The organism is Dermabacter sp. Marseille-Q3180, assembly GCF_940792985.1.
GTDB classification, from domain to species: domain Bacteria; phylum Actinomycetota; class Actinomycetes; order Actinomycetales; family Dermabacteraceae; genus Dermabacter; species Dermabacter vaginalis.
The window spans coordinates 1,459,475-1,485,301 of record NZ_CALNWU010000001.1; the positions used below are offsets into that span (position 1 = coordinate 1,459,475).

General features: G+C 62.5%; 21 protein-coding genes, 1 tRNA gene and 2 pseudogenes. 15 read left to right on the forward strand and 9 right to left on the reverse strand.

Features of this window, described 5'->3' with window-relative positions; all coding sequences use genetic code 11:
• Positions 1–11 precede the first annotated feature (11 nt).
• Complete coding sequence (locus tag NBW56_RS06470; protein ID WP_034371539.1) at positions 12–404, reverse strand: type II toxin-antitoxin system HicB family antitoxin; 393 nt, start codon at positions 402–404, stop codon at positions 12–14.
• A 5-nt stretch (positions 405–409) separates the two neighbouring features.
• A complete protein-coding gene (locus NBW56_RS10170; RefSeq protein ID WP_150332321.1) occupies positions 410–619 on the reverse strand; it encodes a type II toxin-antitoxin system HicA family toxin in 210 nt (69 codons plus the stop codon).
• Positions 620–711: 92 nt separating this feature from the next.
• On the opposite strand from NBW56_RS10170, the gene NBW56_RS06475 reads away from it, so the two are divergent.
• The gene (locus NBW56_RS06475; protein ID WP_250258482.1) at positions 712–1,536 is read left to right on the forward strand and encodes an alpha/beta hydrolase; all 825 of its coding nucleotides are present in this window, start codon (positions 712–714) and stop codon (positions 1,534–1,536) included.
• On the opposite strand, the gene NBW56_RS06480 is transcribed toward NBW56_RS06475, so the two are convergent.
• A complete protein-coding gene (locus tag NBW56_RS06480; RefSeq protein ID WP_250258483.1) occupies positions 1,533–2,036 on the reverse strand; it encodes a hypothetical protein in 504 nt (167 codons plus the stop codon). The two genes, NBW56_RS06475 and NBW56_RS06480, sit on opposite strands and share 4 nt — an antisense overlap.
• Positions 2,033–3,034 carry a LysR family transcriptional regulator gene (locus NBW56_RS06485; protein ID WP_250258484.1) on the reverse strand — a complete coding sequence of 334 codons (1,002 nt, stop codon included), beginning with the start codon at positions 3,032–3,034 and terminating at the stop codon, positions 2,033–2,035. The genes NBW56_RS06480 and NBW56_RS06485 overlap by 4 nt, the downstream gene beginning before the upstream one ends.
• Before the next feature lie 94 nt (positions 3,035–3,128).
• On the opposite strand from NBW56_RS06485, the gene manA reads away from it, so the two are divergent.
• Complete coding sequence (manA, locus tag NBW56_RS06490; protein WP_250258485.1) at positions 3,129–4,328, forward strand: mannose-6-phosphate isomerase, class I; 1,200 nt, start codon at positions 3,129–3,131, stop codon at positions 4,326–4,328.
• Positions 4,329–4,346: 18 nt separating this feature from the next.
• On the opposite strand, the gene NBW56_RS06495 is transcribed toward manA, so the two are convergent.
• Positions 4,347–5,723, reverse strand: a complete 1,377-nt coding sequence (locus tag NBW56_RS06495; RefSeq protein ID WP_250258486.1) for an MATE family efflux transporter — start codon at positions 5,721–5,723, stop codon at positions 4,347–4,349.
• A 120-nt stretch (positions 5,724–5,843) separates the two neighbouring features.
• On the opposite strand from NBW56_RS06495, the gene NBW56_RS06500 reads away from it, so the two are divergent.
• From NBW56_RS06500 to NBW56_RS06535, 9 genes and pseudogenes are all read left to right on the forward strand, one after another.
• Positions 5,844–5,916 (forward strand) — tRNA-Ala (locus NBW56_RS06500).
• A 394-nt stretch (positions 5,917–6,310) separates the two neighbouring features.
• Positions 6,311–8,011, forward strand: a complete 1,701-nt coding sequence (locus NBW56_RS06505) for a hypothetical protein (RefSeq protein WP_250258488.1) — start codon at positions 6,311–6,313, stop codon at positions 8,009–8,011.
• A gap of 236 nt (positions 8,012–8,247) precedes the next feature.
• Positions 8,248–8,346 (forward strand): annotated as a pseudogene (locus tag NBW56_RS10185) (hypothetical protein); the annotation flags it as partial.
• 12 nt (positions 8,347–8,358) lie between these two features.
• Positions 8,359–9,548, forward strand: a pseudogene (locus NBW56_RS06510) (IS3 family transposase); the annotation flags it as partial.
• A 246-nt stretch (positions 9,549–9,794) separates the two neighbouring features.
• The gene (locus tag NBW56_RS06515) at positions 9,795–11,048 is read left to right on the forward strand and encodes an ATP-binding protein (RefSeq protein ID WP_126848512.1); all 1,254 of its coding nucleotides are present in this window, start codon (positions 9,795–9,797) and stop codon (positions 11,046–11,048) included.
• A gap of 233 nt (positions 11,049–11,281) precedes the next feature.
• Positions 11,282–11,848, forward strand: a complete 567-nt coding sequence (locus NBW56_RS06520) for an isochorismatase family protein (RefSeq protein ID WP_250258489.1) — start codon at positions 11,282–11,284, stop codon at positions 11,846–11,848.
• Between the two features lie 48 nt (positions 11,849–11,896).
• Complete coding sequence (locus NBW56_RS06525) at positions 11,897–12,421, forward strand: GNAT family N-acetyltransferase (protein ID WP_250258490.1); 525 nt, start codon at positions 11,897–11,899, stop codon at positions 12,419–12,421.
• Between the two features lie 74 nt (positions 12,422–12,495).
• Positions 12,496–13,266 carry a DsbA family protein gene (locus tag NBW56_RS06530; RefSeq protein WP_250258491.1) on the forward strand — a complete coding sequence of 257 codons (771 nt, stop codon included), beginning with the start codon at positions 12,496–12,498 and terminating at the stop codon, positions 13,264–13,266.
• Between the two features lie 26 nt (positions 13,267–13,292).
• Positions 13,293–14,306 carry a hypothetical protein gene (locus NBW56_RS06535; RefSeq protein ID WP_250258492.1) on the forward strand — a complete coding sequence of 338 codons (1,014 nt, stop codon included), beginning with the start codon at positions 13,293–13,295 and terminating at the stop codon, positions 14,304–14,306.
• Positions 14,307–14,314: 8 nt separating this feature from the next.
• Here NBW56_RS06535 and NBW56_RS06540 read toward each other — a convergent pair whose 3' ends face one another.
• Together NBW56_RS06540 and NBW56_RS06545 are read right to left on the reverse strand one after the other, a co-directional pair.
• Positions 14,315–15,823 (reverse strand): pyridoxal phosphate-dependent decarboxylase family protein, encoded by a 1,509-nt coding sequence (locus NBW56_RS06540; protein ID WP_250258493.1) that lies wholly within the window; start codon positions 15,821–15,823, stop codon positions 14,315–14,317.
• Between the two features lie 213 nt (positions 15,824–16,036).
• Positions 16,037–18,208 (reverse strand): HNH endonuclease, encoded by a 2,172-nt coding sequence (locus NBW56_RS06545; protein ID WP_074299483.1) that lies wholly within the window; start codon positions 18,206–18,208, stop codon positions 16,037–16,039.
• Positions 18,209–18,640: 432 nt separating this feature from the next.
• Between NBW56_RS06545 and NBW56_RS06550 the strand changes: the two genes are divergently transcribed.
• The 4 genes from NBW56_RS06550 to NBW56_RS06565 all read left to right on the forward strand — a co-directional run bounded on the left by NBW56_RS06550 (position 18,641) and on the right by NBW56_RS06565 (position 22,096).
• Positions 18,641–18,925: a GNAT family N-acetyltransferase gene (locus NBW56_RS06550; RefSeq protein ID WP_065247093.1), complete on the forward strand. Its 285-nt coding sequence runs from the start codon at positions 18,641–18,643 to the stop codon at positions 18,923–18,925.
• Between the two features lie 73 nt (positions 18,926–18,998).
• The gene (dnaB, locus tag NBW56_RS06555; RefSeq protein ID WP_034371573.1) at positions 18,999–20,354 is read left to right on the forward strand and encodes a replicative DNA helicase; all 1,356 of its coding nucleotides are present in this window, start codon (positions 18,999–19,001) and stop codon (positions 20,352–20,354) included.
• Positions 20,355–20,360: 6 nt separating this feature from the next.
• A complete protein-coding gene (locus NBW56_RS06560) occupies positions 20,361–20,954 on the forward strand; it encodes a hypothetical protein (protein ID WP_250258494.1) in 594 nt (197 codons plus the stop codon).
• The gene (locus NBW56_RS06565; protein WP_250258495.1) at positions 20,951–22,096 is read left to right on the forward strand and encodes a protein kinase domain-containing protein; all 1,146 of its coding nucleotides are present in this window, start codon (positions 20,951–20,953) and stop codon (positions 22,094–22,096) included. The genes NBW56_RS06560 and NBW56_RS06565 overlap by 4 nt, the downstream gene beginning before the upstream one ends.
• Before the next feature lie 195 nt (positions 22,097–22,291).
• Here NBW56_RS06565 and NBW56_RS06570 read toward each other — a convergent pair whose 3' ends face one another.
• A complete protein-coding gene (locus tag NBW56_RS06570) occupies positions 22,292–24,019 on the reverse strand; it encodes an ATP-binding cassette domain-containing protein (RefSeq protein WP_250258496.1) in 1,728 nt (575 codons plus the stop codon).
• On the reverse strand, positions 24,020–25,579 hold the full coding sequence (locus NBW56_RS06575) for an ATP-binding cassette domain-containing protein (protein ID WP_250258497.1): 1,560 nt from the start codon (positions 25,577–25,579) through the stop codon (positions 24,020–24,022).
• Positions 25,580–25,827: the final 248 nt, after the last annotated feature.

A 25,827-nucleotide genomic window follows, 5' to 3' on the forward strand; every position in this document is an offset into this window, starting at 1 on the left:
GGGCTGTTTCACTACGTGGAAGCGGTCTGTTTCTCGAGCTGGGCGATGCGCTGATACGAAAGGCCGAGTGCCTCCGCGGTGTCGCGTTGGCTCATGCCGCTTGCGCGCAAGGTGCGGACGGCAGCGCGTGAGAGGCGGGCTGCCTCGGCGGAAGTCTTTCGAGACTCTTCCTCAAGGTCGCGGGCTTTTTGCCATGTCGAGCTCACGTCGCGCGGAAGCTGGATCGAGAGATCGACGGTCACCTTTGATTCGTCGACATCGAGGTAAAGGCCGATGGCCTCGGCTGCGACGGCGCGGGCATCCTTGAGGTTGCGTGTTTGAGTCGCGATATCGAGGGCCGGAATCTCGACAACCCACCATCGACCTTCGCGGCGAGCAAGGACGTGAAATGGCGAAGCCACCATGAGTGCTACCTCCACTCTTTCGGTGCTTGGGAGCCGAGCGTTCGTGCGATGCTTCGAATGACGCCCGGTGAAATTTCTGGATGAGCTGGAAGGATGATGGGGGAAGGGTTTGAGGGGTGCTTCCACTTCTCGTGCGAGCCACGCGTACTGTCATGTCTCCACCCTCGTGCCCGAAGCACCTTGGCAGCGTCGCGGTACTTTATTGGCTTGACCATAGGGTAAATCTAGAGCCCCTTGATGTTCAAGACTAGCGCCCCTAGTCAAATGTGGATCAGTGTGAGTGTGGAGCGGCGACTACGCTAGAGCCATGATTCACTCACGCATGGATTTTCACTCGCCCGCACTCGGGATGGGCACGAGCGCGGTGGTGCTTTACCCGCAGCAAACCGACGGCCAGATCGGCATGGCGGGAGGGATCGACCTCGACGAGAACGGCGAGCCGCGCGTTCCGGTCCTGTACCTCCTGCACGGCCTGAGCGATGACTGCACGGGATGGACGCGCCGCACGAGCATCGAACGCTACGCCTCCGCGAAAGGGATCTGCGTGGTGATGCCCGAGGTGCGCCGTTCGTTCTATGCCGATGAAGTGCTCGGTGAAAAGTACTGGACGTACGTGAGCGAGGAGCTTCCCGCGCTCATCAACCAGACCTTCCGCATTTCGACCGCTCGCGAAGACACGTTCGTTGCCGGCCTCTCCATGGGCGGCTTCGGCGCGATGAAGCTCGCCCTCAACCACCCCGAGCGCTTCGCTGCGGCAGGTTCATTCTCGGGTGCGCTCGCGGTCGCGGAGCGCGACTACACCGAGTTCGGGCATGCGATGCCCGCCCGCATATGGGGCCAGGGCCTTACGCCCGAGGCGGGCAGCGTGTACGAGCCGTACTTCGAGGGCGTTGAGCAGGGCGCGTTCCCCGCGATTGACGACCTCAACGCGCTCGCGCGGAAGGCCGAGCCCGGCTCGCTTCCGCGATTGTGGATCGGGTGCGGAAATGAAGATTTCCTGCTTGAGGAAACGCGTACTTTCGTGAGGGCGCTTGAAGAGCGCGGTCACGCCCACGAGGTGACATACACACCCGGGGCCCACGAATGGGCCGTGTGGGACGAGTACGTGCGCCGCTTCCTCGAGTGGATCTAGTGCTCTGGCGTTTCGCCTGAGTCCTTGGTGCTCGCGGTGTTCGTGCTGTCAAGCGCGTCGAACACCTGCCCCGATGTCGCGTTTTCCAGAACCCGCTCGCCGATGAGAGCGATCGGGAGTGCCGCGAAACCGCCGTGTTGCTGCGCGAACGCCCACGCCTCGGTGTCGTGGTGGTAGTTAACCCACGACGTGCGCGGATCGGTGGGCTGAAGCGCGATCTGGATTTGGGCGCTGTGCTTATCGGCGGGTGACCACACGATGATCGCGTGGTCCGGGGCGCAGTGCGTGAGTGCGTCGAGCCACGGGGTGTGCTGACCCTTGCGGGCGGGGGAGACCCACCACGCGAAGAACAGGGTGGGCACGAGGATGATCGTCATGGTGATCCACCACCCGTAGTACGCACAGATCGCCGCGGCGATCGCCCCCACGAGCAGAAACATGGCCGTGCGCAGCCACAACCGAATCGCGGGCGGGTTTGAGTGAGAGTCGCGCGTGCTCATGACTGCGTCTCCTCGCGCGCGTTGTTCTCAATATCCGCGAGGGCATCGAGATTGTCGATGTCTTCGGTATCGAGGTGCACATGGGCGTGCGTGAGCGTGCACCCGTGGGCGTTCGCGTTGTGGCGAAGCGTGTTCACGAAGGCCGCGATCGCGGGGATCTTGAGCGCGCCGGGGCGGTTGACGATGCCGATCACGCGGTTGTCGAGCTCTTTCACTTCCTTGATGACGACCGTGTCGTTCGGGTAGGCCTCGAGGGCAATCTCGGGAAGGAGGGCGACAACGCCCGTGTTGTGCCCCACGAGGCGTTGGGCCACCGTCGAATCGTCCGTGCAGTACCGAATATCGGGTGTGAACCCCGCGACCTGCGCGTGGTGGTGGAGGTTCGCGCTGCACCTATCGCAGCCGGCAACCCACGCCTCGCCGTTCAAATCCTTCATGCTGATGTCGTCCCGCTTCGCGAGAGGATGCCCCTTCGGGAGAATGAGCCGCACCGGGTCGGCGAGGATCGGCGTCCACTCGAGCGCTTCGTGCTCCTCGGGTGGGGTTTGCGAGTAGCGGAAAATCATCGCGACGTCGAAGTTATTGCCGCGCACGCCTTCGAGTGCCTCGGGCGGCTCGCATTCGGTGAAGCCCAGTTCTATCCCGGGGTAGTCCTTTTCCATGCGGGCGAGGGTTGGCGGTAGCAGCATCGCGGCGGCCGAAGGAAAAGCCGCGCAGCGCACGAGGCCCTTCTTGAGGGCGGCGAGGTCGTTCATTTCGGTTTCCGCTGCCTCGAGGTTCGCCGCGATGGCGGCGGCGTGCACGGCGAGGCGCGCGCCGGCCTCGGTGGGAGTGACGCCGCCCGAGCCGCGCACGACGAGCTGCATGCCCGTATCTTTTTCGAGGGCAGCGATGTGCTGGGACACGGCGGGCTGGGTCCAGCCAAGCTCACGCGCCGCGGCGCCGATCGAGCCATTGGTGACCACTCTGTTGAAGATCACGAGTCTGCGAGGATCCATACGCCCGAGTCTACAGGCCTCCAAAGGGTTTCTTATGGGGTGTGTGCTACGTCTAGGATTGATTCTTGTAACAGGTTCACTCGGGAGGCACCGGATGCGGCGACTCAGCGGCCATCTCCAGCGCTATGCGTGGGGCTCGCCCGCGCACCTTCCTGAATTCCTTTCGGTTGAGGCCGACGGCACCCCGTGGGCGGAACTGTGGTTCGGAGCCCACCCGCTTGCGCCCGCAACTCTCACGGCGAGTGGCGAGGCCCTCAACGAAGCGATTGCCCATCACCCGGAGAGCATGCTCGGCGAAAGCGTCACGCGCGCCTTTGGAAACGCCCTCCCGTTCCTCCTCAAGCTCATCGCGCCGAAGGAACCGCTCTCGCTCCAGGTGCACCCCACGCGAGAGCATGCGCGCGAATGCTTTGCCGCCGAAAACGCCGCGGGCCTCGCGCTCGATTCGCCCGAGCGCAACTACCGCGATGCAAACCATAAGCCCGAGATGGTGCTCGCCCTCGAACCCTTTGAGGCGCTGTGCGGCTTCCGCACCCCGCGCAAGGCCGCTTCGATTCTCGAGGGGCTCGAGGCTCCGCTCGCGAAGCGCATACTCGCCTTGCTTGAGGCCCAGCCGAGCGCGCACGGTATGCGGGCAGCGTTCCGCATGCTGGTGGCCCCCACGATGCGCCCCGATCCGCGCGGGATCGTTGCGCTCGCCGAGGAGTGCGCCGCGCGCCTGCGGGCACGCACCTCGCCCTCGCCACGCATCGACCGCGCCGTCGCGCTCCTCAACGAGAAATACCCTGGCGACCCGGGTGTTGCCGCGACTCTCCTGCTCAACCCCGTATCGCTCAAGCCGGGCGAGGCGATGTTCGTTCCGGCAGGCGCCCTCCACTCCTACCTGAGCGGCTTCGCGGTCGAAATCATGGCCTCGAGCGACAACGTGCTACGCGCAGGCATCACCCCGAAGAAGGTGGACGCCGACGAACTTCTGCAGTGCGTGTCCGTGAGCGCCGCCCCGCCGATTCGTATCGCGCCCGAGCGCCTCAACGACGTCACGAGTGCGTACTTCGCCCCAATCGACGATTTCGAGCTCTCGACGTTCACGAGTGAGGCGGGCGATGACTCCTCGGCCCAAACTTTCGTGGGCACGGGCCCGCGCATCGTCGTGTGCCTCGACGGGCCCCTTACGCTCGACACCTCCGCGGGCAGCGACACACTCGAGCGCGGCGAGGCCGTGTTCATCGCCGCTCACGAAGGCGCGCTCACGGTGCGTGGGCACGGCCGGCTCGTGCAAGCGAGCGTGCCCTAGGCCAGTTCCGACGCTCGCCTACGCCTCAGCGCCCCCGTGTTCTCCAAGGTGCATCCACGCGTCACTGCGGCCGCGCCACCAGAGCGTCGCGGCGCGCGAGGCGAGAAACACGAACGTGAAAATAGCCCACAGAAGCGCCAGTGCGAACGGGGAATCGGCGGGAAGTAGGCCGGCGTCGGACACCCACCAGAGCCCGAGGGCGAACGGGAGATACGCACCCATCGTGACGAGCCCGGCGAGCCCGAGATAGCGAGCGTCGCCCGCGCCCATGTAGACCCCGTCGAGCACAAAAACGTACCCGGCGAGTGGCTGCGCGACGAGCAAAACCACGAGTGCCCACGTGAGTGAGCGCTGCACCGCGGGATCGGGCGTGAACACCTGGGGGAGCACGAACGACGCGAGAAGAAGCACGGCGGCGACGGCGATCCCGCCGACGAAAGACCAGCGCACAAGCGTGCGCGTCACGGACTCGACGCTCTTGCGGTCGCCCGCCCCGAGGTGCTTACCCGTGAGCGCTTGCGCCGCGATCGCGAGGGAATCGAGGGCGAGCGCAGTGAGGGAGAAAACGGAGTTCATGAGTTGATGCGCGGCGAGCGTGACCTCGCCGAGCTTGATCGCGATGGCCGTGGCCGTGAGGAGCACGACGCGCATCGTGACCGAGCGGATGAACAGCCAGCGCCCTTCCTTCCACGCGGAGCTCACGCCCGAGAAGTTCGGGGCGAGGCTCACCGAGCGGCGTCGGGCCCCGCGCACAATGATCCCGATGTACCACGCCGCCATGCCCCACTGGCAGATGAGCGTGCCGATCGCCGAGCCCGCGATACCGAGATCAAGGCCGAAGATCAGCGCCCAGTTGATGGGCACATTGAGCACCGCGCCCACGCCCGCGATGATGAGCGTGATGCGCGTGTCTTGGAGACCGCGCACGAGCCCGAGGGCGGCCTGGAGCATGAGCATCGCTGGAAGGCCCGCAGCGGAAATGCGCAGGTAGGTGGCCGCCTCGTGCGCGACCTCCGCTCGGGGCCCGAAGAAGCCGATCACGACGTCCGCGCCGAAGCCCAGCACGAGCGCGCACCCGAGGCCAATGAGGGCGGCGAGCCACGTGGCATCGATGCCCTTCGTGAGCGCTTTCGTGAGGTCACCCGCGCCCACGGCGCGCGCGACCGCCGCGGTCGTGGAGTACGCGAGGAAGATCGCGAGACCCACGACCGTCGTGAGGATCGTCGAGGCGATCGAGAGGCCGGCAAGAGCTGCAGTGGACACGTGCCCCACGAACGCCGAATCCACGAGAATAAAGAGCGGCTCGGCCACGAGCGCGCCGAGCGCTGGGATTGCGAGCGCGAGGATCGCGCGGGCATCGGTTCGGGGGGCATCAAGCGGGGCAGAAGAACTCACGGGACGATGCTAAGGGTCCGCGAGCTGCTCCCTCGAGGCGCGGGCGAGGCAAACGTGATGAGGAAGTCATCTCTTCGATTCGATGAGTGCCTCTTCGTGCGGTAAAGTAGATCCGGTTCAGGGGCTATAGCTCAGTTGGTAGAGCGTTTCGTTCGCAATGAAAAGGTCAGGGGTTCGATTCCCCTTAGCTCCACAACAACCCTGTACAACGATGGCGGCTCCTTCTAGGGCCGCCATCGTTTCGTTTGGGCAGTGTGAGCGGTTATCCTCCCCTCTGGCAGACCGTCTGGGTGTTGCCGGTTCAGTTCTATATGCACTTGTGCGAAATCCACCTCGCCCCAGCGTGGCGCAATCTGTCCCAAGCCGCGAAGCAGCGCCGCGTCGCATTGCACTTTTGCGCCTTCCCGACGAGGCTGACCGAGCGCATTGAGGGGACACCTCAACCCCTTTGAGCGCCCAAGAACAGTAGCTCTCGGCCCCCTGGCGTGTCCGCTCTGAGACAGAGTCGTCCCAGGCTTGGTCGGCGGTGGGTGCGATACTGGGCTTGAGCGCCGGTGGGATAGTCCTGGGCGAGAGGGAGAGAGCACATGGGCGAGCGCGACAAGTCCGGCGGCGACGAAGCCGTTGACTGGCCAACCGAGGAAGACGGTCAGACCGGGTCTGACACACTTGAACTCGCTGTGTCCACGACCCTCGTCGAGGTGACGCCAGGCGTCGCAGTCGTATTCGGCGAAGTCCCCGACGGTCTTGAACTCATCAGCCTTGACATGGTGCCGTCCTTCGACCGCGCTCAGCTGTCGACCGCTCTCGGTTCATTCGGCAACGCAGGCACGATCGTCGGGAACGTCGCGGAGGCTGTGTCGAGCGCGCAAGGCCTCTTCCGCGTCAACGATGCGACGCTGTCTCTGCTGAAGAGCGGCGGTCAGATGGCCGCGAAGGACGGTGCCCAGCTCGGGGCGATCTTCAAGAACGGTGAACTGGTCGCGCAGGCGCGATTCATCCCCCAGACGATGACGGCCGCCACCGCGATCGCAGCCATCGGCCCGGCCGTCGCCATGATCGCCCTCCAGATGCAGCTCGGTGAGATTTCGGGCCTCGTCCGCTCCAACATTCAGCTTACGACGCAGACGCTCAAGGCCATCCGAAACGAGCAATGGGCAGAGCTTGAAGGGCTAGCGGAGTCCGTCGATGAGGCAGTCAAGGAGACCCGCGAACTCGGCTCCGTTACGGATTCTGTATGGGAGCCCATTGCTCCCAGTGGTCCCAACATCCGCAAGCAGTTGAAGCTATACCGCAAGAATGTGGCGGACCATGTCCAGGAACTCGGGAAGTTGGACGGTCGTGCTCGCCGCCAGCACCTCGAATCCAACGCCGAAGCAATCGTCTTCGATACCTACGCGCTCCTCAGCTCGCTCAAGACTCACGCGGAGTACCAAACTGTCCGGGCTGCCCTCGCCAGAACACGAGGCACCAACGATGAGAGTGAAGCGCAGCTCTTCGACCGAATCGTCGGGAACACCCCCGTCGAGATCGAAGAGTCGCTCTCTGAAATCCGCTCGTTGACCAAGTCACTCGTGCGTGAGTTGCGGATCATCGCCGAACTCCCCGGTCGCGCTACCGTGCCTCTCACGAAGAAGAGGACGGATGCAAAGGCGTCCCAGCTCACTTGCAGGCAGCTCCTGGAAGCCATAGAACCCTTGGCCGACCTACTCCAGCCAGCAGCTGAGATGCGAGCGGTACCGGTGGCCGTGTGCGCACCCGAGGGGCTCGACCTGGATCCCTACCTGCGTATCCTCAGGTGGTTCCTTGAGGATGGTGAGACGCTTCGCAGCGTGGCTTTCCCGCACGAAGTGGGGACACACCCCTTCACCGGATTCGGGTCAGCTATTCTCGCCAAACGGATTGACGCGACCTGGGAGACGCTTGTGCCAAGCAAGATCAGCGCAGTCGTTGAGCAGTTCGCATCGAGCACTCTCGTGGCGGTCACCGATCGTCGGATTATCACAGCCGATCCGAGAGACCTCCTGCGGAAAGGTGAACTAGGCCCGGTCTACTTACTGAGCGACGTGAAGTTCGTGCGCTTTCGCTCCAATCGCGAAGTTGTCGTCCGGTCGAGTATCGACATGCTCACCGAGCAGCAGGACGTCCACTGGATGTTCCCGGACGCCGCCGTGCACGAGGACATCGACAGCTTTGCGGCAGTCCTCGCCGAGGCTGGGCACCCCACGATCCCGGCACCGGCAGCGATCGAGCAGCCCTCGCAGGCGAGCCGTATCGCGGAAGACTAGTTCTCCAGCCGCGAGTTCGGTTGTCGTGGTCCAAGTAGGGAGATCAGGAGGTGATCGCCCGAGACTCGGAGTTCGACACAGACCTCCAAGGCTCCAGCAGTGTGACGAGAGAATCGAAACTTGCCCCGCCTGTGAACTGCTCCCCATTAGTTGGACTGAGAAATCAGTTACCGACTAGTGGGGAGTAGTTTTCGTTGAGAGCACAAAGTTCGCTGAGTGAGCATCAGCGCGAGCAGTTGGTTGAACTTTTTGAGCAAGGCATGGGCTATAGAGCTGCTGCTAATGCTCTTGGGGTCTCTAGATACGCCGTCCGTACGCTCTGTCGTCGGTTTAAGTTGCATGGCAGGCTGTGTCTTGTGGAGAAACCGACTAAGCAGCAGTATTCGTTCGAAATCAAAAAGGAAGTTGCCGAGCGCTACCTTGCTGGTGAGACAGCGATGGATCTTGCGCGCGAATTTGGTCTGTCGTCGCAGCAGCTAGTCAGAGCGTGGTCGTGGAAATGGCGTAAAGGTGGCGATGAGGCACTAAAACCGAAGCCCAAGGGCAGACCCAAAGGCGCTATCGCACCGAAGCCGCTCTCGCAGGAAGAGAAGCTACGTCGCCAGATCGCACGGTTGGAAGCGGAAAACGCCTATCTAAAAAAATTGCGGGACTTGAGGAATCAGGGACGCGCCTGAAAGTCCAGGCGATTGTCATCCTCAAGTCACAGCATCGCCTGCAAGACCTTTTAGATGCGGCAGGCATGCCGAGATCGACGTTCTTCTACCACCAGAAACGACTCAGCGAGCCGGATAAGCACGCTGCGCTCAAAGACGCGATCCGGGAAAGCTTCGAGCGTAACAAGCATCGCTACGGCTACCGACGAGTGCTACTTGACCTGCGCAACCAGGGGTGGGTGGTCAACCACAAGCTCGTCTACAAACTCATGTGCGAGATGGGGCTTCGAGCCAAAGTCCGCCAGCGCAGGCCGTATGTTTCCTATAGCAGGACGATCAGCCACATTGCCGACAACACCCTTGACCGCAAGTTCACCCCAGATAAGCCAAATACCGTCTTTGCCAGCGACGTCACCGAGTTCAGGGTCCAAGGCCGCAAGGTCTACCTGTCACCGGTGATGGATCTGTTCGACCGTTCAATTGTTGCCCACACCGTGGCTACATCGCCGTCGACAACGTTTACCGCTGATTCTTTAACTCAGACGATTAAAACGTGTGCACCTGAACCTGGGTGGATGATCCACACCGATCAAGGCTTCCAGTACCAGCATTCGTCCTGGCGCAACCTCATTCATGACAACGGTGGTGTTCAGTCGATGTCCCGTAAAGGCAACTGTTACGACAACGCGGTCATGGAGAATTTCTTCGGACACTTGAAAACCGAGATGTACCACGGAGAAATCTTCGACACCGTCGCAGAGTTCAACCAGGCGATCGACGAGTACGTCCAGTGGTACAACACTGAACGCATCCAACAACGGCTCAAGGGCCTGACCCCGATGCAATATCGAGATCAGGCCCTTGAAGCCCTAACCGCCTAGAGTTAAACCGGTCCAACTTTCGGGGGCCAGTTCACTGATGGCGGGGCAGTTTTGTTTCTGTGGTGACGTGGGCTGGGGCATCCTGAGTCATCCCAGCCTTTCAGGAGCCCCTGTTTCGTCAGGAGGCGGCTGCCCTCTGCGTCAAGGACGCGCAGATCCGTATCGTCACAGGCCAGCACCGACCCGCAAGCCGTCCGCGCTCGACGAAGCGTCGACTTCACGGGTGACCAATTATAGAGTTGAGACATGACGGATTATCGATCTCGCGTCGTGGATGGTGAGCTGATGGCGCGCATGGCGGCCATGGGGGCGGTGCTCGTCGACGGACCCAAGGCGGTCGGGAAGACGAGGACCGCTGAACAGGTCGCGCGCACGGTGCTCCGCATGGACGTTGATCGGGCCGCTCGTGCCGCACTGGAGGTAGCGCCCGGGCAACTGTTCACCAATCCGACCCCCATCGTGTTCGATGAGTGGCAGGAGACCCCGGAGCTGTGGAACCTGGTGCGCCGTGCAGTCGACGATCATGACGGGAAGGGCCTTTATGTCTTGACCGGCTCGTCCCGCCCCCGGGACGATGTGAAGACGCACTCTGGCGCCGGACGGATCGCCCGACTGCGGATGCGTCCCATGAGCCTGTTCGAAACAGGGCACTCCACCGGCGAAGTCAGTCTGCGGCGACTGCTGGAGGGGGAGGATCCCGCCGGGGCAGGCGCGGGGTTGGCCGTGGGAGACCTGCTGGAGCGCATCGTCATTGGCGGCTGGCCTGACCTACTGGATGTCAGTGAGCACGAGGCGTCGCTGTGGCTGCGAGACTATCTGCGCGCCGTCGCGGAGGTGGATGTTCCTGGACTCGGACCCCGCCGGAACCCTGGCAATGTGGAAAGGCTTCTTTCAGCGCTCGGACGTGGCGCTGCAACGCCTCTGAAACTCTCTTCCCTGGCTGTGGATGTGGGCGGTGCCCGGGGTCGTGTCGCCGCCGAGACCCTGACCAACTACCTCGACGCTCTGGACCGACTCATGTTGATCGAACCGATTCCGGCGTGGCGTCCCCACATGCGTTCGCGGACGCGACTGCGTGCCGCGGCCATCCACCACTTTGTCGATCCTTCATTAGGCACGGCCGCATTGGGGGTCGGGAGCGATGATCTGCGTCGGGACTTGAGCGCCGCTGGCCTCCACTTCGAGTCGCTTGTGATGCGCGACCTCCGCGTCTACGGACAACCGTTGGGCGCCACGCTGTCATCATGGCGTGATTCCCAGACCGGGCTCGAGGTTGATGCGGTGCTTGAATTGCCCGACGGTCGATGGGCGGGCATCGAGGTCAAGTTGGGCGAGGCCGCGGCGGATGCGGCAGCGGACTCGCTCTTGCGCATGGCCGCCAAGATTGATCACGATCGCCACGGCGCGCCTGTCGCCCTCCTGGTGGTGACAGGCGGTCGCTATGCCTACAAGCGTCCCGACGGCGTCTGTGTCGTACCGATCACCGCACTGGGGCCTTGAGTGTTGCCACCCCGCAGACGAGTTTCGACAAGCCTTCCGCTAGGTCCACTGGAAAGGAAAGACCCCAGGCAGCGCCAGGCGTGTGGCGTGCCTGGGGTTTTCGCATGCGCTGTCATCCCCCGTGCCTCGACCGAGAGTATTCATTGGGTCACTTCCCAGCTATGCGCAGTTACTTTTTGTCGTGTGAGGCCCGAGCGAACTTCGGCCGTGCAGCCGTAGGAAGGATCGAACGAATGAGCACTTTTAGAGACCGCAAAGAGACTGCGCTTGTGGTGGTCGATGCCCAGACGGGTGTTCTTTCCTCCTGTCACGACCGGGACGCCGTTGTCGACCGAATCAACGACCTGGTGACTTCGGCGAGGGAGGCTGGGGACCCTGTGGTCTGGGTGCAGCATTGCAGCGACGAATTTCCAGAGGGCAGCGACGTGTGGCAAGTGACCGCCGAGCTTCAACCCGAACAAAGCGAGCCGCGAGTCCTCAAGCGCTACGGCGACTCATTTGAAGACACGACCCTCGAGGCTGAGCTTGCGAAACTCGACGCCGGCAAAATTATCGTGTGTGGTGCAATGACGGACGCCTGCATCCGTTGCACGATCCACGGGGGTCTCGCTCGTGGCTACGACGTCACCCTCGTCTCGGACGCGCACACGACCGAGGATATGCGACAGTGGGGTTCCCCTATCGGGCCAGAAGAGGCCATTGCTTATCTCAATATGGTGTGGTCGCACACGTCCGCCCCTGGTCGTGATGTCGAGGTGATCGCCGCTGCAGCGATCGATTTCGCCTGCCCTGCGGCATAATTGGCAGTCAGCCGCCACTCAATTACCGCGAGATAGGAGCAATCCTCAATGTTCGTGGTTCGCTCCCTCGATTCGACCGATAGTGACGAGATTCTTCGCGTTCTCCGGGACGACGGCGGCTACGCGATGCGCGTCAACGGCGAGCAAGCCGATTCCCGCACTGTGGCTTCGCTCCTGAGTGACAAACCGCCCGAGGTGGGCGCCGATGATCACCATGTTATGGGTCTGTGGGTCGACGACGAACTCGCGGGAGTTGCCTCGTTTGTCGTGGGGTGGCCGTCCCCGGACATCACGTATCTCGGCCTTCTCCAGCTACGTACCAGCCATCAGGGTCGCGGGCTCGCCCGTGCCTTTCACCAAGCACTTCGCGCCGAGTTTCCCGGGCGGTGGCGCCTCACAGTCGTCGACACCAACGCCGAGGTCCTCCCGTTTTGGGAGCGCCTTGGGTACACGCGCACGGGCGAAACGAAAGAGTGGACCAGTGATTCGGGCCTTCGCCACGAAGCGATCGTCATGGAACTTCCGGCCTCACGTGAGCGCCCTGCTCCGCTCCGCCCGCTGCCCACATCGTGAACATTTCGCACGATTTTCGTCTCAGTCCCCATGGGTCCCGAGGCTTCTTCAACGGAAGGCGTCACAATAGGCGCATGACCAGTCACAAAAACTCGCGTGAATTGAAGCCTCTCATGACGACCCGCCGCGGCGTGCTTGCCGCGGGTGGTGTTGCCGCCACGCTGCTGCTTGCGGCGTGTGGAAACTCAGAAAGCAAGGAAGGCACGCAAGCGTCGGATTCTGGCGCTTCCGACGCTGCCCCCGCTCTGCCCGAGCCCACGCAGAGCGAAGCCGTGAGCGTGCCATTCGACGAATCGAAGCCCTACCTCGAGTTCAACCCCGATTCCGAGGGGCCGGCCGTCGAGTTGCTCGTTGACTACCGATGCCCTCACTGCAAGCTCTTTGCCGAGGCGCAGGATAAGGACATTCGCGAACTCGTCGAGAAGGGCTACATCAACTATCGCGTGTACCCGCGCCCGATGCTCGACAAGCGCACGGGGCTCACCTTCTCGAACGACACGGCGAGCGCTGTCGTCGCCTCGTGGGTCGAGGATCCGAAGCTGTTCTGGGACATGAACGAGGCGATGTTCGCCCTTCAGCCGGAATCGCCCGAGGATCACACTCCCGACACCGCCGAGGTTGCCGAGGCTGCCGTCAAGGCCGGTGCGAGCGAAGAGGTCAAGAAGGCAGTTCTCGACGAGAAGTACCGCGAATTCGTGGCGACCGTCGAAGAGGTTGGCCAGGAACGCGAGGTCGGTACCCCGACCGTGTACATCGACGGCGAGGAGTGGATGGGCGACGGCGAGCAGCCGGGAACGCTCAAGGTCGACCTCGTGAAGGCGATTGCCGCGAAGGCGAAGAAGTAGACATTCACGATTGGTAGCCTGCAGGTATGGAGAAGCGAGCCGCGCACGAATGCGATGCCGGCTCGCTTTTCACGTGGCACGTGCCGCTTTTTGCGGTTGCCAATCGCCGGGCTTTTGCGCGCGAGCGGCGTGCGCGCGTGGACTCGTGGTGTGCGGGGCAAGCGTCGGATTCCTTTGAAAGGCGCGCGGTCGAGCTCGTGACCGCGCCCGAGGCGCCCTCGGCAGCGCTCTGCCATGCGGCCCTTGAAAAATCCGCTTCCGCCCCGGGGTTTTCGGGGCCTGACCAGAACCTTCGCGCCGCTTTGCTGCAGCGCTTTGCGCTCTCGGTAGTGGACCCGGGCGGCGCACGCGGGGGCCGGCGGGCACGCGCCTTCGGTCCGACGGATGCCTACGCTGCCGCCGCGGAAGCGTTCGATTGGTGTGAGGCCGCGCGAGAGAGCGGCGGCGTTGCCAGCATTCCCGATGTCGTGGTCGAGCTGGGGCTGACTCTCGTGCGCACGGCGCTCGTCGCGGGCATGACGAACGAGGTGGAAGCGCCGCTTGCGGCAGTTGCGGAAAACGCCTCTCGCGCTCACGACGTGCACGTGCGTTTTCACGCCTGGTCGTCGATCGCGATTACCCGGCTCGCCCAAGGCGACCCCGAGGCAGCGCTCATCCCCGTCAATCGCGCGAAGATTCTTGCCGACCGCGCTCGTGACCTCGCGGGGCAGTGGCACGCCGAGCGGATACGCGCACAGGCCCTCAGCATGGCGGGGCGCGAGCGCGCCGAGAGCGCCGCGTATGCAGAGGTTGCGCGTCTCGCCGAACGCGTTGCCGACGACCTCGACAGCACCCTCGATCTGCGACGCGATGCCACCGTTTCGGCGCTCCACGCTCGCGCCCATGTGCTCGCGCACATGATCGACGAGGGGCGAGACTCTGCCGCTTCCCGCGAGAGTGAGGCGATGCTGCGCCGCATTGCCCGGGCTCGGGCAGCGGGCGATGCCGATGAAACGGTGCTCGCCGAATTCGAGAGCCTCGCGCTCGCGGACTCGCGCTGAGAGGGGCGTTAGGCCATCGTGTCGCGCAAAACCGCGATCACGCGGTCCGCTTCCGTATCGGGGTTCACGAACACAAGTCGCAGTACCGTTTCGCCGCTGTGCTTCGTGGGGATGCACAGGATCACGCCGTCGCGGGCCATGCGCTGCGACCACTCGTGATACTGCTCGTCGGTCCAACCCGGGCGGCGGAACACGAGAACGCTGAGCTCAGGCTCGATCACCATCTCGAGGTGCTCGATATCGTCGATGCCGCGACGCACCGCGCGCGAAGTGGAGAGGCACTTTTCGATCGCCTCGGAATACTTCGCTGTGCCGTGGGTGAGCAGCGAATACCACAGCGGGAGGCCGCGCGTGCGACGCGAAAGATGAGCCGCGAGGTCGCTCGGGTTGGCGTCGGACCTCACGATTGAATCCAGGTATTCGGCGTGCTGAGAGTGCGCGCGGTAGGCGGGGCTCGGATCCCGGTACACGAGTGCGCAGCAATCGTATGGCGCGAAGAGCCATTTGTGCGGATCGACGATGAAGGAATCGGCTTCCTCGATCCCGTCGAAGCGGGGGCGTGCACTCGGGGCCGCGAGGGCGGCGCCGCCGTAGGCACCGTCGATGTGCACCCACACGCCGCGCGCGTGCGCGACTTCGACGACGGAGCGAATATCGTCGACGATGCCGGCGTTCGTGGTGCCACCCGAGGCAACAACCGCAAAGACGCCCGGGTTCTCGTCGAGGGCGCGGGCGAGGTTGGGGCCGCTCAAATGGCCGCGTTCGTCCACGGGGACGGTGACGACTTCGACGTCGAGCAGGCGCGCTGCACTGCGGATCGACGAGTGGGCGCTGCTCGCGCAGGCGACCTTGAAGCCCGTCGTGGGGCGACCGTCGATAAACACGCCACTCGAGGCCCATTCTTCGCGAGCCTTCTCGCGTGCCGTGGCGAGCGCCGAAAGATTGCCGCTCGTGCCGCCCGAGACGAAGGCACCAGCGGATCCTTCTGGCCAGCCGAGCAGGTCCATGAGCCACCGCAGCACCTGGTTCTCGGCCCAGATAGCGCCGGCGCCGGCCTCCCACACGCCACCAAACACGTTGGCAGCGCTCACGACGTTGTCGAAGGCAACGGCCGCGCGCGTGGGGGCACCGGGGATGTAGGCGAGGTTCATGGGGTCATCGGCGGCGCGGGTCGCCGGGATGAGAATGTTTTCGTAGATCTCGAGGGCTCGATCGGCGCCGATGCCCTCTTCGGTGATCATGTCGCCCGCCAGCGCCTTGACGGCTTCGTCAAGCTCGGCTGCGGAGCGTGCCGTCGCCTTCGGGTCATGGGCGAGAGCCGTGTGCTCGCGCGCCCACTTCTGTGCGGCCTCGACGGCGTGCTGCTCATCCCCCCACACGCTCGACAGCATGCGGCTGGGGCGTCGGGTGGCGTAGGCGGTGGAGGGGGATTCAGCGGGTGCGTTGGCATCCGGGTTGTCGTTCCGACGCTCGCCCGCGTCCTGTTGAAACTCATTCTTCTGTTCGTTAGTGCTCACGCTCTCAATTTTAGGTGCGGCAGCCCGGAGCTGCCGCAGGTCAGCTGCGCCTCGTCGTTCTTCAACACGGGACGCTTCCCGCCCCTCGGACAATCTCCACAATTGGCGTTGGTGTCCTCGCGCTCATGGCGGCGTGCCGCTTATGGCCGCACGGCCGCTTCCTCAGGCGCTCGATTCTGTCGCGAGCGTTCTTCCCCGTGTTTTTCAGGTTGCCTAACTGTCGTATCTGGGTGTGGCGCTGGTGTAGGTGCGCCCGCTCTGCGTGGTCCAAATGGTGCTTGTGCTTGCGGTGGTTTCTGTGTTGGCGAGTGTGACGGTGAGGGCTTCTTTTGCGAGGTTGCAGCGAGCGCAGAGGCCTTGGGCGTTGGTGAGTGTGGTGGGTCCTCCTTGGGCGTGGCGTTGGATGTGGTCGATGTGGGTGATGGGGGCGTCGCAGTAGGGGCCGCGGCAGGTGCGGTCTCTGAGGCGAACGAGTTCGGCGAGGGCTTTGGGGAAGAGTCTGGAGCGGGAGTCCATGGCGAGGATTTCACCGGTGGTGGCGCTCGTGAAGATCCTTTTGTATTTGACGAGGACGTCGTTGTCGAGCAGTTCGTTCAGGTAGTCGAATCCGGCTTTCGCGGTGATGGGGCCGGCGTCGGGGATGTAGGCGGTTGAGGTATCGGGGTTGACGGGCACGAGTAGCCCGATTTCGAACCTGCGGGCGCGCTCTGATCCCCGAACCTGCAAGGTGGTGGTCTCGGGTTCGGTTGGGGTGGTTTCGGTTTCTCTGTGTGTTTCTGTTGGTGGTGTTTGTGGTGGGGGTGGAGTGTCTGGTAGCGGGTCTGTTTGCCTGGCGTTGCTGGTGTTGTGGGTGAGGTTCCCGTTGTTGGTGTGGGGGTGGGGTAGTGGTGTCCAGGGGTCGAGGGTGATGCCTGGGGCGGTGCTGGGTGGTGCGAGCTGTGTGGTGGGGTGGTTGGGGCGTGTGTTGAGGAGGGTCTCGACGAGGATGTCGATAGCGAGGTTGTTTTTCGTGTGCGCGGGTTTTTGGTAGTGGCCTCGCCATGCCCCACCACGTGGCTCTACGGTCACGTCGTGTGTTCCGTCTTTGGTTTCTAAAATTTTGAGGTGGAGATTTTCCCGTTCAAGCATGGTTTTGAATTCGTGTGCTTTCTTGCGGGAAGCGTCGCCTGTTTTTTCCTGTTCGAAATGGTCAAGCGATCTGGGATGAGTGGCCTGATTGAGGAAGGCTCCTGGTGTGCGGTTGAAAGCGTTGAAGCTTTCGGGGGTGTGTGGGGTGTTTGTGAGGTGGTGGAGGGTGAAGTCGCCGTTTTCGAGGAGCGAGTGGAGTTTGGTGGTGGTGTGTTGGGCGTGGTTGTGGACTTTGCGTTTGGCGGTGGTGATTTCGTGTTGGTTGAGGGTGTTGTAGGCGCGGGCGGCGTGGTGGGTGAGCAGGTCGTGGATGCGTGTGGCGTCGAGGGTGCGCAGGGTGAGGGTGAGGCTGCTCATGCCGTTGCGTAAGGTTCTCAACGTGAGGCGGCGTGTGGTGAACGCTTTCTTTTCCCGCTCCAGCGCGGTTTGAGGATCAAGAGACAGGAGGGCGGTACTGGTGTAGTTGCGCCAGTGGGATTTTCCGGCGTGTGGGGAGCGTTCCAACTCCCGTGCAATCGGCGCATCCAACATCTGTGCGTGGGTGCTTGTGGCATCGCGCAGGCTGTTCGTGATCGCGTGGGTTTCGTTGATGGAGATGCGGCCTTGTTCAAGGTTCGAAAGGAGCGTCGGCAGATTCTTCGTGAGCATTCGTGCGCGGGCAATCTCGACGCTCGTCGCGTAAGGGGATTGTTTGAGGATCAACGACACCTCATGCGCGAGAGCCCGCCGCACAGCGAACACTCGTGCCCGATCCTTGTCACTGAGGGAATCTAGGCCCGCAGACGGATCAACCCCGGCAGCATCCTCGCTCGTGCTCTGGGCAGCGGCAGCGGCGGCAGAACGCTCGCAAGGCTCCGTGCGGGAGGGGGCACTGGTGGTGTTGGTAGCGATCTCTTTGCTGGAGAGGTGGCCGATCCCGTCGGTCTCGTCGAGCTCGGTGAGAATGTGCGCTTTGACTGCTTCGGTTAGTTCGGCGATCCGAGTCAACGACTCCAGCACGTCCAGGCGGATAAGGAGATCCGGACCGTCAAGGACACGCGCGGGCGTCGTTGCCGGGTGAGCCGGAGCGGCGGCATGGGAATTATTGGATGTGAGTGCCGTGGGGAAGGCTTCGAGCATGCCCGTCAGCGAGGCCTGCCAACCCTCGGAGCGGGCAAGGAGAAGGTTCAGCACGTCCGTGCGGGTCGGGGCATCCAAGCTCGCGACAATTGAAGCGCGTGAAGTGGTGGCGTTGTGCTCGGTGACTGTCGCGGTCATGATTTTGTTTCCTCCTTCCCCAATGAGGGCCCTCAATCTTGAGAGCTTTGTGTTCGATATTGATACCTCGAGCCTATAAAGGGGGTGAGACATTTAAACTCGACCAATCCCGAAAAAGAACCCTCGAATAGGCAGGGGATGTGGATAACTGAAAACCGCGAAACCGTAGCGTGTGAAAAACCTGAAATATTTGTGGATAAAAGCAGATTGTGGAGCACGAGCCACCGCATAAAACACCGCGACAACAAAACTCCGTCAACAGCGGACGGATTGGCGAATGTGGACAACCTCTCCAGAACTGAGAGTCCGACGGTTGCCCGGCAAGCGTCGGAACCGGACGGGCCAAGCGAGCAAGGCCCATCCCTCGAGATGCCCCGACCTGATGACCCAAAAAAACTTTCGCAACCCTCACGTTCCTGCGACACTTGAGGCATGGCTACCGTGACTCATTTTTCTGACCAACAGCGCTTCAGCGCCACGGAAGGTGGCGTGGAGGCGGGGTACCTCGAATACGACCGCGAGAGCGATGGCGCCGTGTTCGTCGCCACGCATGTCGTGACGGATCCGGAGTTTCGCGGGCGAGGCATCGCGGGCGAGGTGACCGCCGCGGCGTTCGAACATGCGCGCCGTCACGGCGTGAAGGTTCGTCCCGTGTGCCCCTACGTGCAAGGCTGGCTTGAGAAGAACCCGGAAGCGCGCGACCTCGTTGCCGAGTAGCGCTTCGCGGTAGGATTCTGGGGCATTCATGCCCCGCCTCGGGGGCAGTCACACCGAGACTTGAGGAGGTCGTATGTCGAGCGCCCTTTTGGAGCCGGGTCCCGATCAGGGAATGGACCGCCTCCCGCCGCAGGATCTAGGTGCTGAGCAGGGCGTTCTTGGCGGCATGATGCTGTCGAAAGATGCGATCGCCGACGTCGTCGAGAAGCTCCGCAGCAACGACTTTTACCGCCCCGCGCACGAACTCATTTACGAGGCGATCATCGACCTGTACGGTCGCGGGGAGCCGGCCGACTTCGTGACAGTCGCGGATGCGCTGCGTGAGAAGGGCAACCTCGAGAAGGTCGGCGGAGCCCCGTACCTCGCCGATTTGATCGATGCGGTTCCGACGGCTGCCAACGCGGGGTTCTATGCCGAGATCGTCGCGGAGCGGGCCACGCTCCGTAGGCTCGTCGAGGCTGGCACGCGCATCGTGCAGCTTGGTTTCGCCGCGGATGGCGGCGAGGTTGATGCCGCCGTCAACGAGGCACAGGCGCAGGTGTACTCGGTCACGGACCGCACGAAGTCCGAGGACTACGTGAAGCTTTCCGAAGTGATTGAGCCGACGATGGACTTCATCGAGATGCTCCAGTCCAGAGGAGGGCAGGTCAACGGCGTGCCCACGGGATTCGCGGAATTCGATGAGCTGACCCAGGGCCTGCACCCCGGGCAGATGATCATCTTCGCGGGGCGCCCTGCGATGGGTAAGACCACGCTCGGCATGGACGTGATGAGGAGCGCCGCGATCCACAACGGGATGGCGTCGGCCATTTTCTCCCTCGAAATGGACCGCCAAGAGATCATGATGCGCATCATGGCTGCCGAAGCGCAGGTGCCGATGAGCCGCCTTCGCGACGGCACGGTGGACGATCAGGACTGGGAGCGCCTTGCGCGCGCCACGACTCGCTTCATGGATGCGCCGCTGTATATCGACGATTCGGCGAACATGACCCTCATGGAGATTCGCGCGAAGTGCCGCCGCCTCAAGCAGAAGGCGGATCTCAAACTGGTCGTGATCGACTACCTGCAGCTCATGAGTTCCGGTAAGCGCGTCGAGTCGCGCCAGCAGGAGGTTTCGGAGTTCTCGCGTGCGCTCAAGCTTCTCGCGAAGGAGATCGAGGTTCCCGTGATTGCGATTTCGCAGCTCAACCGCGGAAACGAACAGCGCACCGACAAAAAGCCCATGATGAGTGACCTTCGCGAATCAGGCTCGATTGAGCAGGATGCGGACCTCATCGTGCTCATTCACCGCGAGGACTACTACGAGAAGGAATCGGCCCGCGCGGGCGAGGCGGACCTCATCGTCGCGAAGCACCGCAATGGCGCAACGAAGACCATTCCCGTGGCGTTCGAGGGGCATTACTCGCGTTTCAAGGACATGGCGCAGTAGCGAGCCATGTCGACACTGATAGACGAACTCGGAGGTGAGGACGTGTCGCTGAGCGGGAATGAGCTGGCGGGTGCTGAGCATGCGCCGCTTCGCCGATCTCTGCCTGCGACAATCGCGGAACCGCTCGCCCGATTCGTGTCCCCCCTGACGCCCGTGGATGCACTGCGCAACCTCGTGTACGTGAGCGCGGCCGGGGCCGATGGTGAGCGGCTGTGCCGTGTGGATGCAGTGCTCGACATTCGTGGCGTGTGGGTCGCTCATCGAGGCCTACCTGCCCCACTCGCCTCGGTGCAGGGACTTGAGGAACACATCGCACCCGCGTGGGAGTACGCGCTCGAGGCGGCTCGCGGGGCCCAATACCCGGCGGTCACGGGCGTCGAGTTCCAATGCGATCGCACCGGCGAGGTTCTCGCGCGGATTTTCGCCAGCGCCGCGCGCCCACCCGCGGATTCGGGCGCGGATTTTCACGTGTGGCATCTCGTGCCCGAGCTCGATGAGCTGTGGGAGCGCGTGAAGCCCGAGTCGTGGTGGGAGCGCAGGCTCGAGGATCTCCAGACCCTGTTAGGACGCGTGCGAACGCGGGGACAGGGGGGACTGTGAGCGCGCGAAGCAAGCGTTTCATCCCGATCGATGTCATCGCCCACTCGGGCACGGGTGAGGTCTGGCGTGCATGGGACTGCGAACGCGAGGATCAGTGTGCGCTCAAAGTTCTCGGTGACGGGCAGTTGGTCTCGGCGAGGCGGATACTCGAAGATTCCGACGGCGCCTTTGCCCACGAACACCTCCTTCGACCGTATGCGCTGAGCGAGCACGAGTCGCTCATCGCGATGCCTCTCGTCTCCGGCGGCTCACTCGCGGAGGTCGTAAGCCTTCGTGGCACACTCGGGGAATCAGCAGCTCTTGCAGTTCTCACGCAAATGCTCGAGGCTCTCGCCACGATGCATGAGGCAGGCTGGGTGCACCGCCGCGTGGGTGCCGACACGATCATGTTCCGCGAGGATCGCCCGCCCGTGTTTAGCGTTCTCGCAGGCATGAGCGCTGCGATCCCCGCCCACGAAGCCGCGGAGTTTCCCGTTCTCGACGCCGCGACCGTGGAGAACTTCCGCGCGCCCGAGATTGTTTTGGGAAGCGTGGATACGGCCGCGAGTGATGTCTACGCCCTCGCCGCGTCGATCCTGTTCGCGCTCATCGGTCCCTCCGCGCTGAACGACACCACGGTTCCTGAACATCTTTCCCCCGCGCTCGCGCGCACGCTTTCCGCGATGCTCGCCGAGAGCCCCGACGAGCGCCCGCGCGCGCGTGAAGCGCTCACGTGGCTCCCGAGCGTAGAGCCCGGCGCCCCGGTTCTTCTTTCCGACGGTTCCCCGCTAGAAATTGTGGACCTCATGCCGGATATCCCGGAGGACTTCGACCCCTATGAGGGCGACTCAACGACGGTGGAGTCTGCGCCATCTCCCGCGCCTGCGAGGCACCTCGAGAGCGCCGCGATCGTCGAAGAGGTGGACGACGTCGAGGCGCCGTTCGACCCGCCCGAAAGGAAAGCCTCGCGCGCGTCCTCGCTTGCCCTGGCGAGCCCCGATGAAGGCGACGTCGATATCCGCATCGGGCACCGCGATGGCGATGGCCGTTTTGGCAGCTACGATCGCATGACCCTCGTGGGCTGGGCCGCGATCATCGCGGGCATGGCGATCGCGATCGGCGCGGGTGCTTTCGCCTCGCTCACGCTCGTCGGCTTTCTGTAGAAGGCGGCGTTTGAAGTCTCGCACGCAAGAAGCCGACTGTAGTTCCCTCACAGGCTGTGAGGGATGAGGCCGAGATAAAGACTTCCGGCTGGATGCGGGTGGTCGATTCGCTGAGCGACCGAACGTGAGTGTTCACCTATTCATGAGACTCAAAGGGACGAGATCGCTGCGGCACTACCGTGGCCTTCGCTAGTACTAGATCTTGTAGGCCTTGGTAGCACCTACTTGGTGAATGCGTGGATCATGGGAGACGATGAGGGTGATCCACTGGTGCCTAGTGTCTTTGAGGTCCGCGAGGAGATCTTCGACGGCCTGGGGGGAAAGGCCGTTGAGCGGTTCGTCGAGGACACGTATGCCACTCGTGCGGCGCATCATGCGAAGGAGCGCAACTCTCTGACGTTCCCCACCCGACAGTGTTGGTTCAAGGGAAGTAGTGAGGGCTGGTTGACCGGGGCTGGGTAGTCCTCGAGCGATGAGTTCGCTGGTGAGTGTGGGACGCAGGTCATCGCGATCGAGCACGATGTTTGTGATCAGCGTGTCGTTGAGGAACGTGGGGTGTTGCGGGTGCACGAACACGGAACCGTAGGGAAGTTGCTGGATAGGGACCCCGTTGACGAGCATGGTGCCGTGCAGTTCGGTTCCAAGTCCCGTTATGGCTCGTAGAAGTGAGGTTTTTCCATTCCCTACGTCACCTTGGAGCCACAAGATGTCGCCGGGCTTCAAGGTAGCGCTGAGTGGAGTGGTAAGGCGGCCGTTTGGCAAAGTGACCTGGACGTTCCTGAGTTCAAGAACTGCTACCTCGATACTGTTCGAGTTGGAATCGACGCTCGTGGGAACGGCAACCCATTTGTCGTCGTTCGGTGCGGGGGGTGCTTTCCTGTCTGCGCTCGTGACGGTGTTCGGTGTCGTTGCAGGCTGATTGAAATCGTCTGCATCATCGTCGAGTACGAGCCAACCCACGCGTTGAGAGACAATTGCTCGCGATCGTTGCGCGGCTAGAGCTGAGTTGAGAGATTCGACTGCCCCCTGGACGGGTGTGACAAGTATGGCCGCGCCGACGATGTGTCCGGGGTCCATAAGTGAATACGCGGCAAGGACGGCGCCGCCTGCGAGCACGATTGTTGAGGCGGCGAGTGGGCTTAATGCGAGTACTTGGTCGCGGCGTGTGCGCAAAATAAAGCCGCGTTTACCTGACCCTGCACGGAATTCTTGCCACGCGCCTCTTAGGTGATCTGATGCGATGGCGTGGCGTGACCGAGCCCAGTAGTAGTCGTGTGCGGCGTGCGCCTCCTGCAGAAGTGCGGTGCGCAGCATGGTGAACTGTCGGATGGCATCGGCGGCTTTCGCTCCCGGTCCATTAACGAGGACGGCTGAGGCGATCGGGAGGACGGCTGCGAGAATAACCAGGAGAATTGAGAGGGGATTCCATGTTCCGGTGATGGCCAAGGCGATGACGCCCACGGTGATCGCCACGGGCGCCCCAACAATAGTGAGTGTGTTGAGACGGTAGGTGACCAAATCGATGATGAGACGGTCCGGGACTTGTCCTTTGTCCACGAGGAGGGATTTCGCTGGGCGTAAGTGCAAGTAGCGATCGAGGAGCGCCAGCTCGTGCTCATACGTATCTTTGAGCAGTACCCGGTTTCTTAAGAGAAGCGTTCCAGGTTGCAGCACCACGCTAAGCGCGATGACAAGTATCACTGGCCAAATGTCGAGGTGCGCGCCGTTGAACGCTGAGTTTATAAGTGTGCTCGTGCTCACGGCGAGGACTACGGTGATACCGCGCGTGAGGGTCTCGTGGAGGATTTGCAAGGCACTGGAGCGCCACATGGTGCGGCAGAAGTCACGCATGAGAATACGGCGGGCCGCTGCAAGCTGTGGCGTGCCGGCGGCAATTTCAGTGCAGACTGATGGCTCCGTCATTTACCTGACCGGCCTCTCAACCGTGACCGTTCTTGCCGATAGTGGTGTTGAAAAGCGAGGTGTGTGAGCAATGGCGATCACTGATCCCTCGTATTCGTTGAGGAGCGAGGCGAGGCCCTGTGCCGCTTCGGGGGAAAGATGAGTGTCGGGTTCGTCAAGGAGAAGAACTCCCTGGGACGACGCGACTGTTTCTGCAATAAACACTGAGCGTCGCTGTCCCCCTGAGAGGCTGCGTACGGGAACTTCGCCGAGGGTGGTGAAGGCGTCGGGCCCGAGAAGGTGTGTGAGGGTTTCTGCCGCTCGGGCGGGGCCATCGCCCACCGCGCCCTCAATGTGCTCAAAGAGTTCGCGGACCGTGAGGGAAAGTAACGGATCATGTTGGCTGAGGTATCCCATACGAAGGTCGTTGCTTGAATAGGCAGAGGCTACGCGACCAGTTCTTTCGTCAAGACCAACAACAGCCCGCAGAAGGAGTGACTTCCCGGCTCCGTTCTGACCCGCGATCAGCATTGTCTCTCCTCGTGCTAGGTGAAGAGCATTAACGTGGGCCATCACTGCTCCTTCGCGTCGTACCGTTACGTCTTGTAGATCCAAGGCGGCGGACGAGTGATTGGTGATTGCCCCGTAGGAACTGAAGGCACAATCAAGAGAGCGAAGACGTCGACGCTTGCGTCGCACCACCCAGAATGCCGTGAGATTTGTAGCGGTAGAAGATGCAAGCGTGAAGAATGTTTTAAGGACGATTACTAGACCTACGGCCCCAGAAAGGGCAAGCCTGTTCGTCCCCACAAGCCATAGCGCTAGAAGTAGCGAGCCGTAGAGTGCGGCAGCCTGTACGAGGTTATTGAGACTGCTTTCTGCGGCCCCGGTGGCTTCTGACTTTGTTCCAGCGCGCAAATGGGTGCGGTCGAGGGCGCGAACTCGTTGTTCGATGTACGCCTGGAGTTTTTCCGTTCGGATCAGGTCGAGATTTTCGCGGGCTTGGAAGTATTCGGAGTTGATAGCGGATTCGATATCGGTGGTGTCCTCATATGCCTCCTCGGCCCACTTCTTTACGGCTAGCGAAGGCAATACAGTGAGGACCACTCCGCCTAGAGCTAAGGTGAGTGCCCATGGGCTCGCGAGGTAGACCCATATGAGTGCCGTGATGACTCCGACGAGCGATACCGCGATACGAGGAAGAGTGCTGACACGCCAGGTGATGAGGTCTGAAAGGTCATCGACGAGGCGTTCCTTTACGAGACCGGCGCCGAGAGCATATGGCTGCCTGAGGAGCTGCTCTGTTATGGAGGCCTGAGACTCGGTAATGGCCTCTTGACAGGCTCGTTCCTCGGCGGCACCGGCGAGAATCGAAACGAGAAACCCCAGTGCAATGACTGCGGCAATCTGGAAGCTGAGCATCCACGCCAAAGCGGGGAGGCGGTTTTGGGCAGCGATAACCAGAGAGTCCGAGAGAGCAGCAAGGACGAGAGGGAGAGCGGTGCTGATGACGGCGCCAAGGAACGCAGCCATACGCCCGGAAGGCCGGATAGTGACGAGTGATTCTATAGATTTTGGCATAGAAAGACTTACGGCTGATCGCTGACGTGGCGATCAAGATCTTGGTGAGGCGGGAAGGGTTTTTATACCCAATGGGCATAATGCATGCAGGGTTGTGCCCTTGCTTTGTAGGAACTTTTCCAAAGTTTCGAGTTTCGGGGGTTCGGAGCCTCGCCCATCGAGGGGTAGTGGTCGCCTTTTAGGGGGGTAATCGGTCGTCTGGCCAGTCTTGGACGTGCCGCAAGATTGGCTGCCGCAACTCATGACCC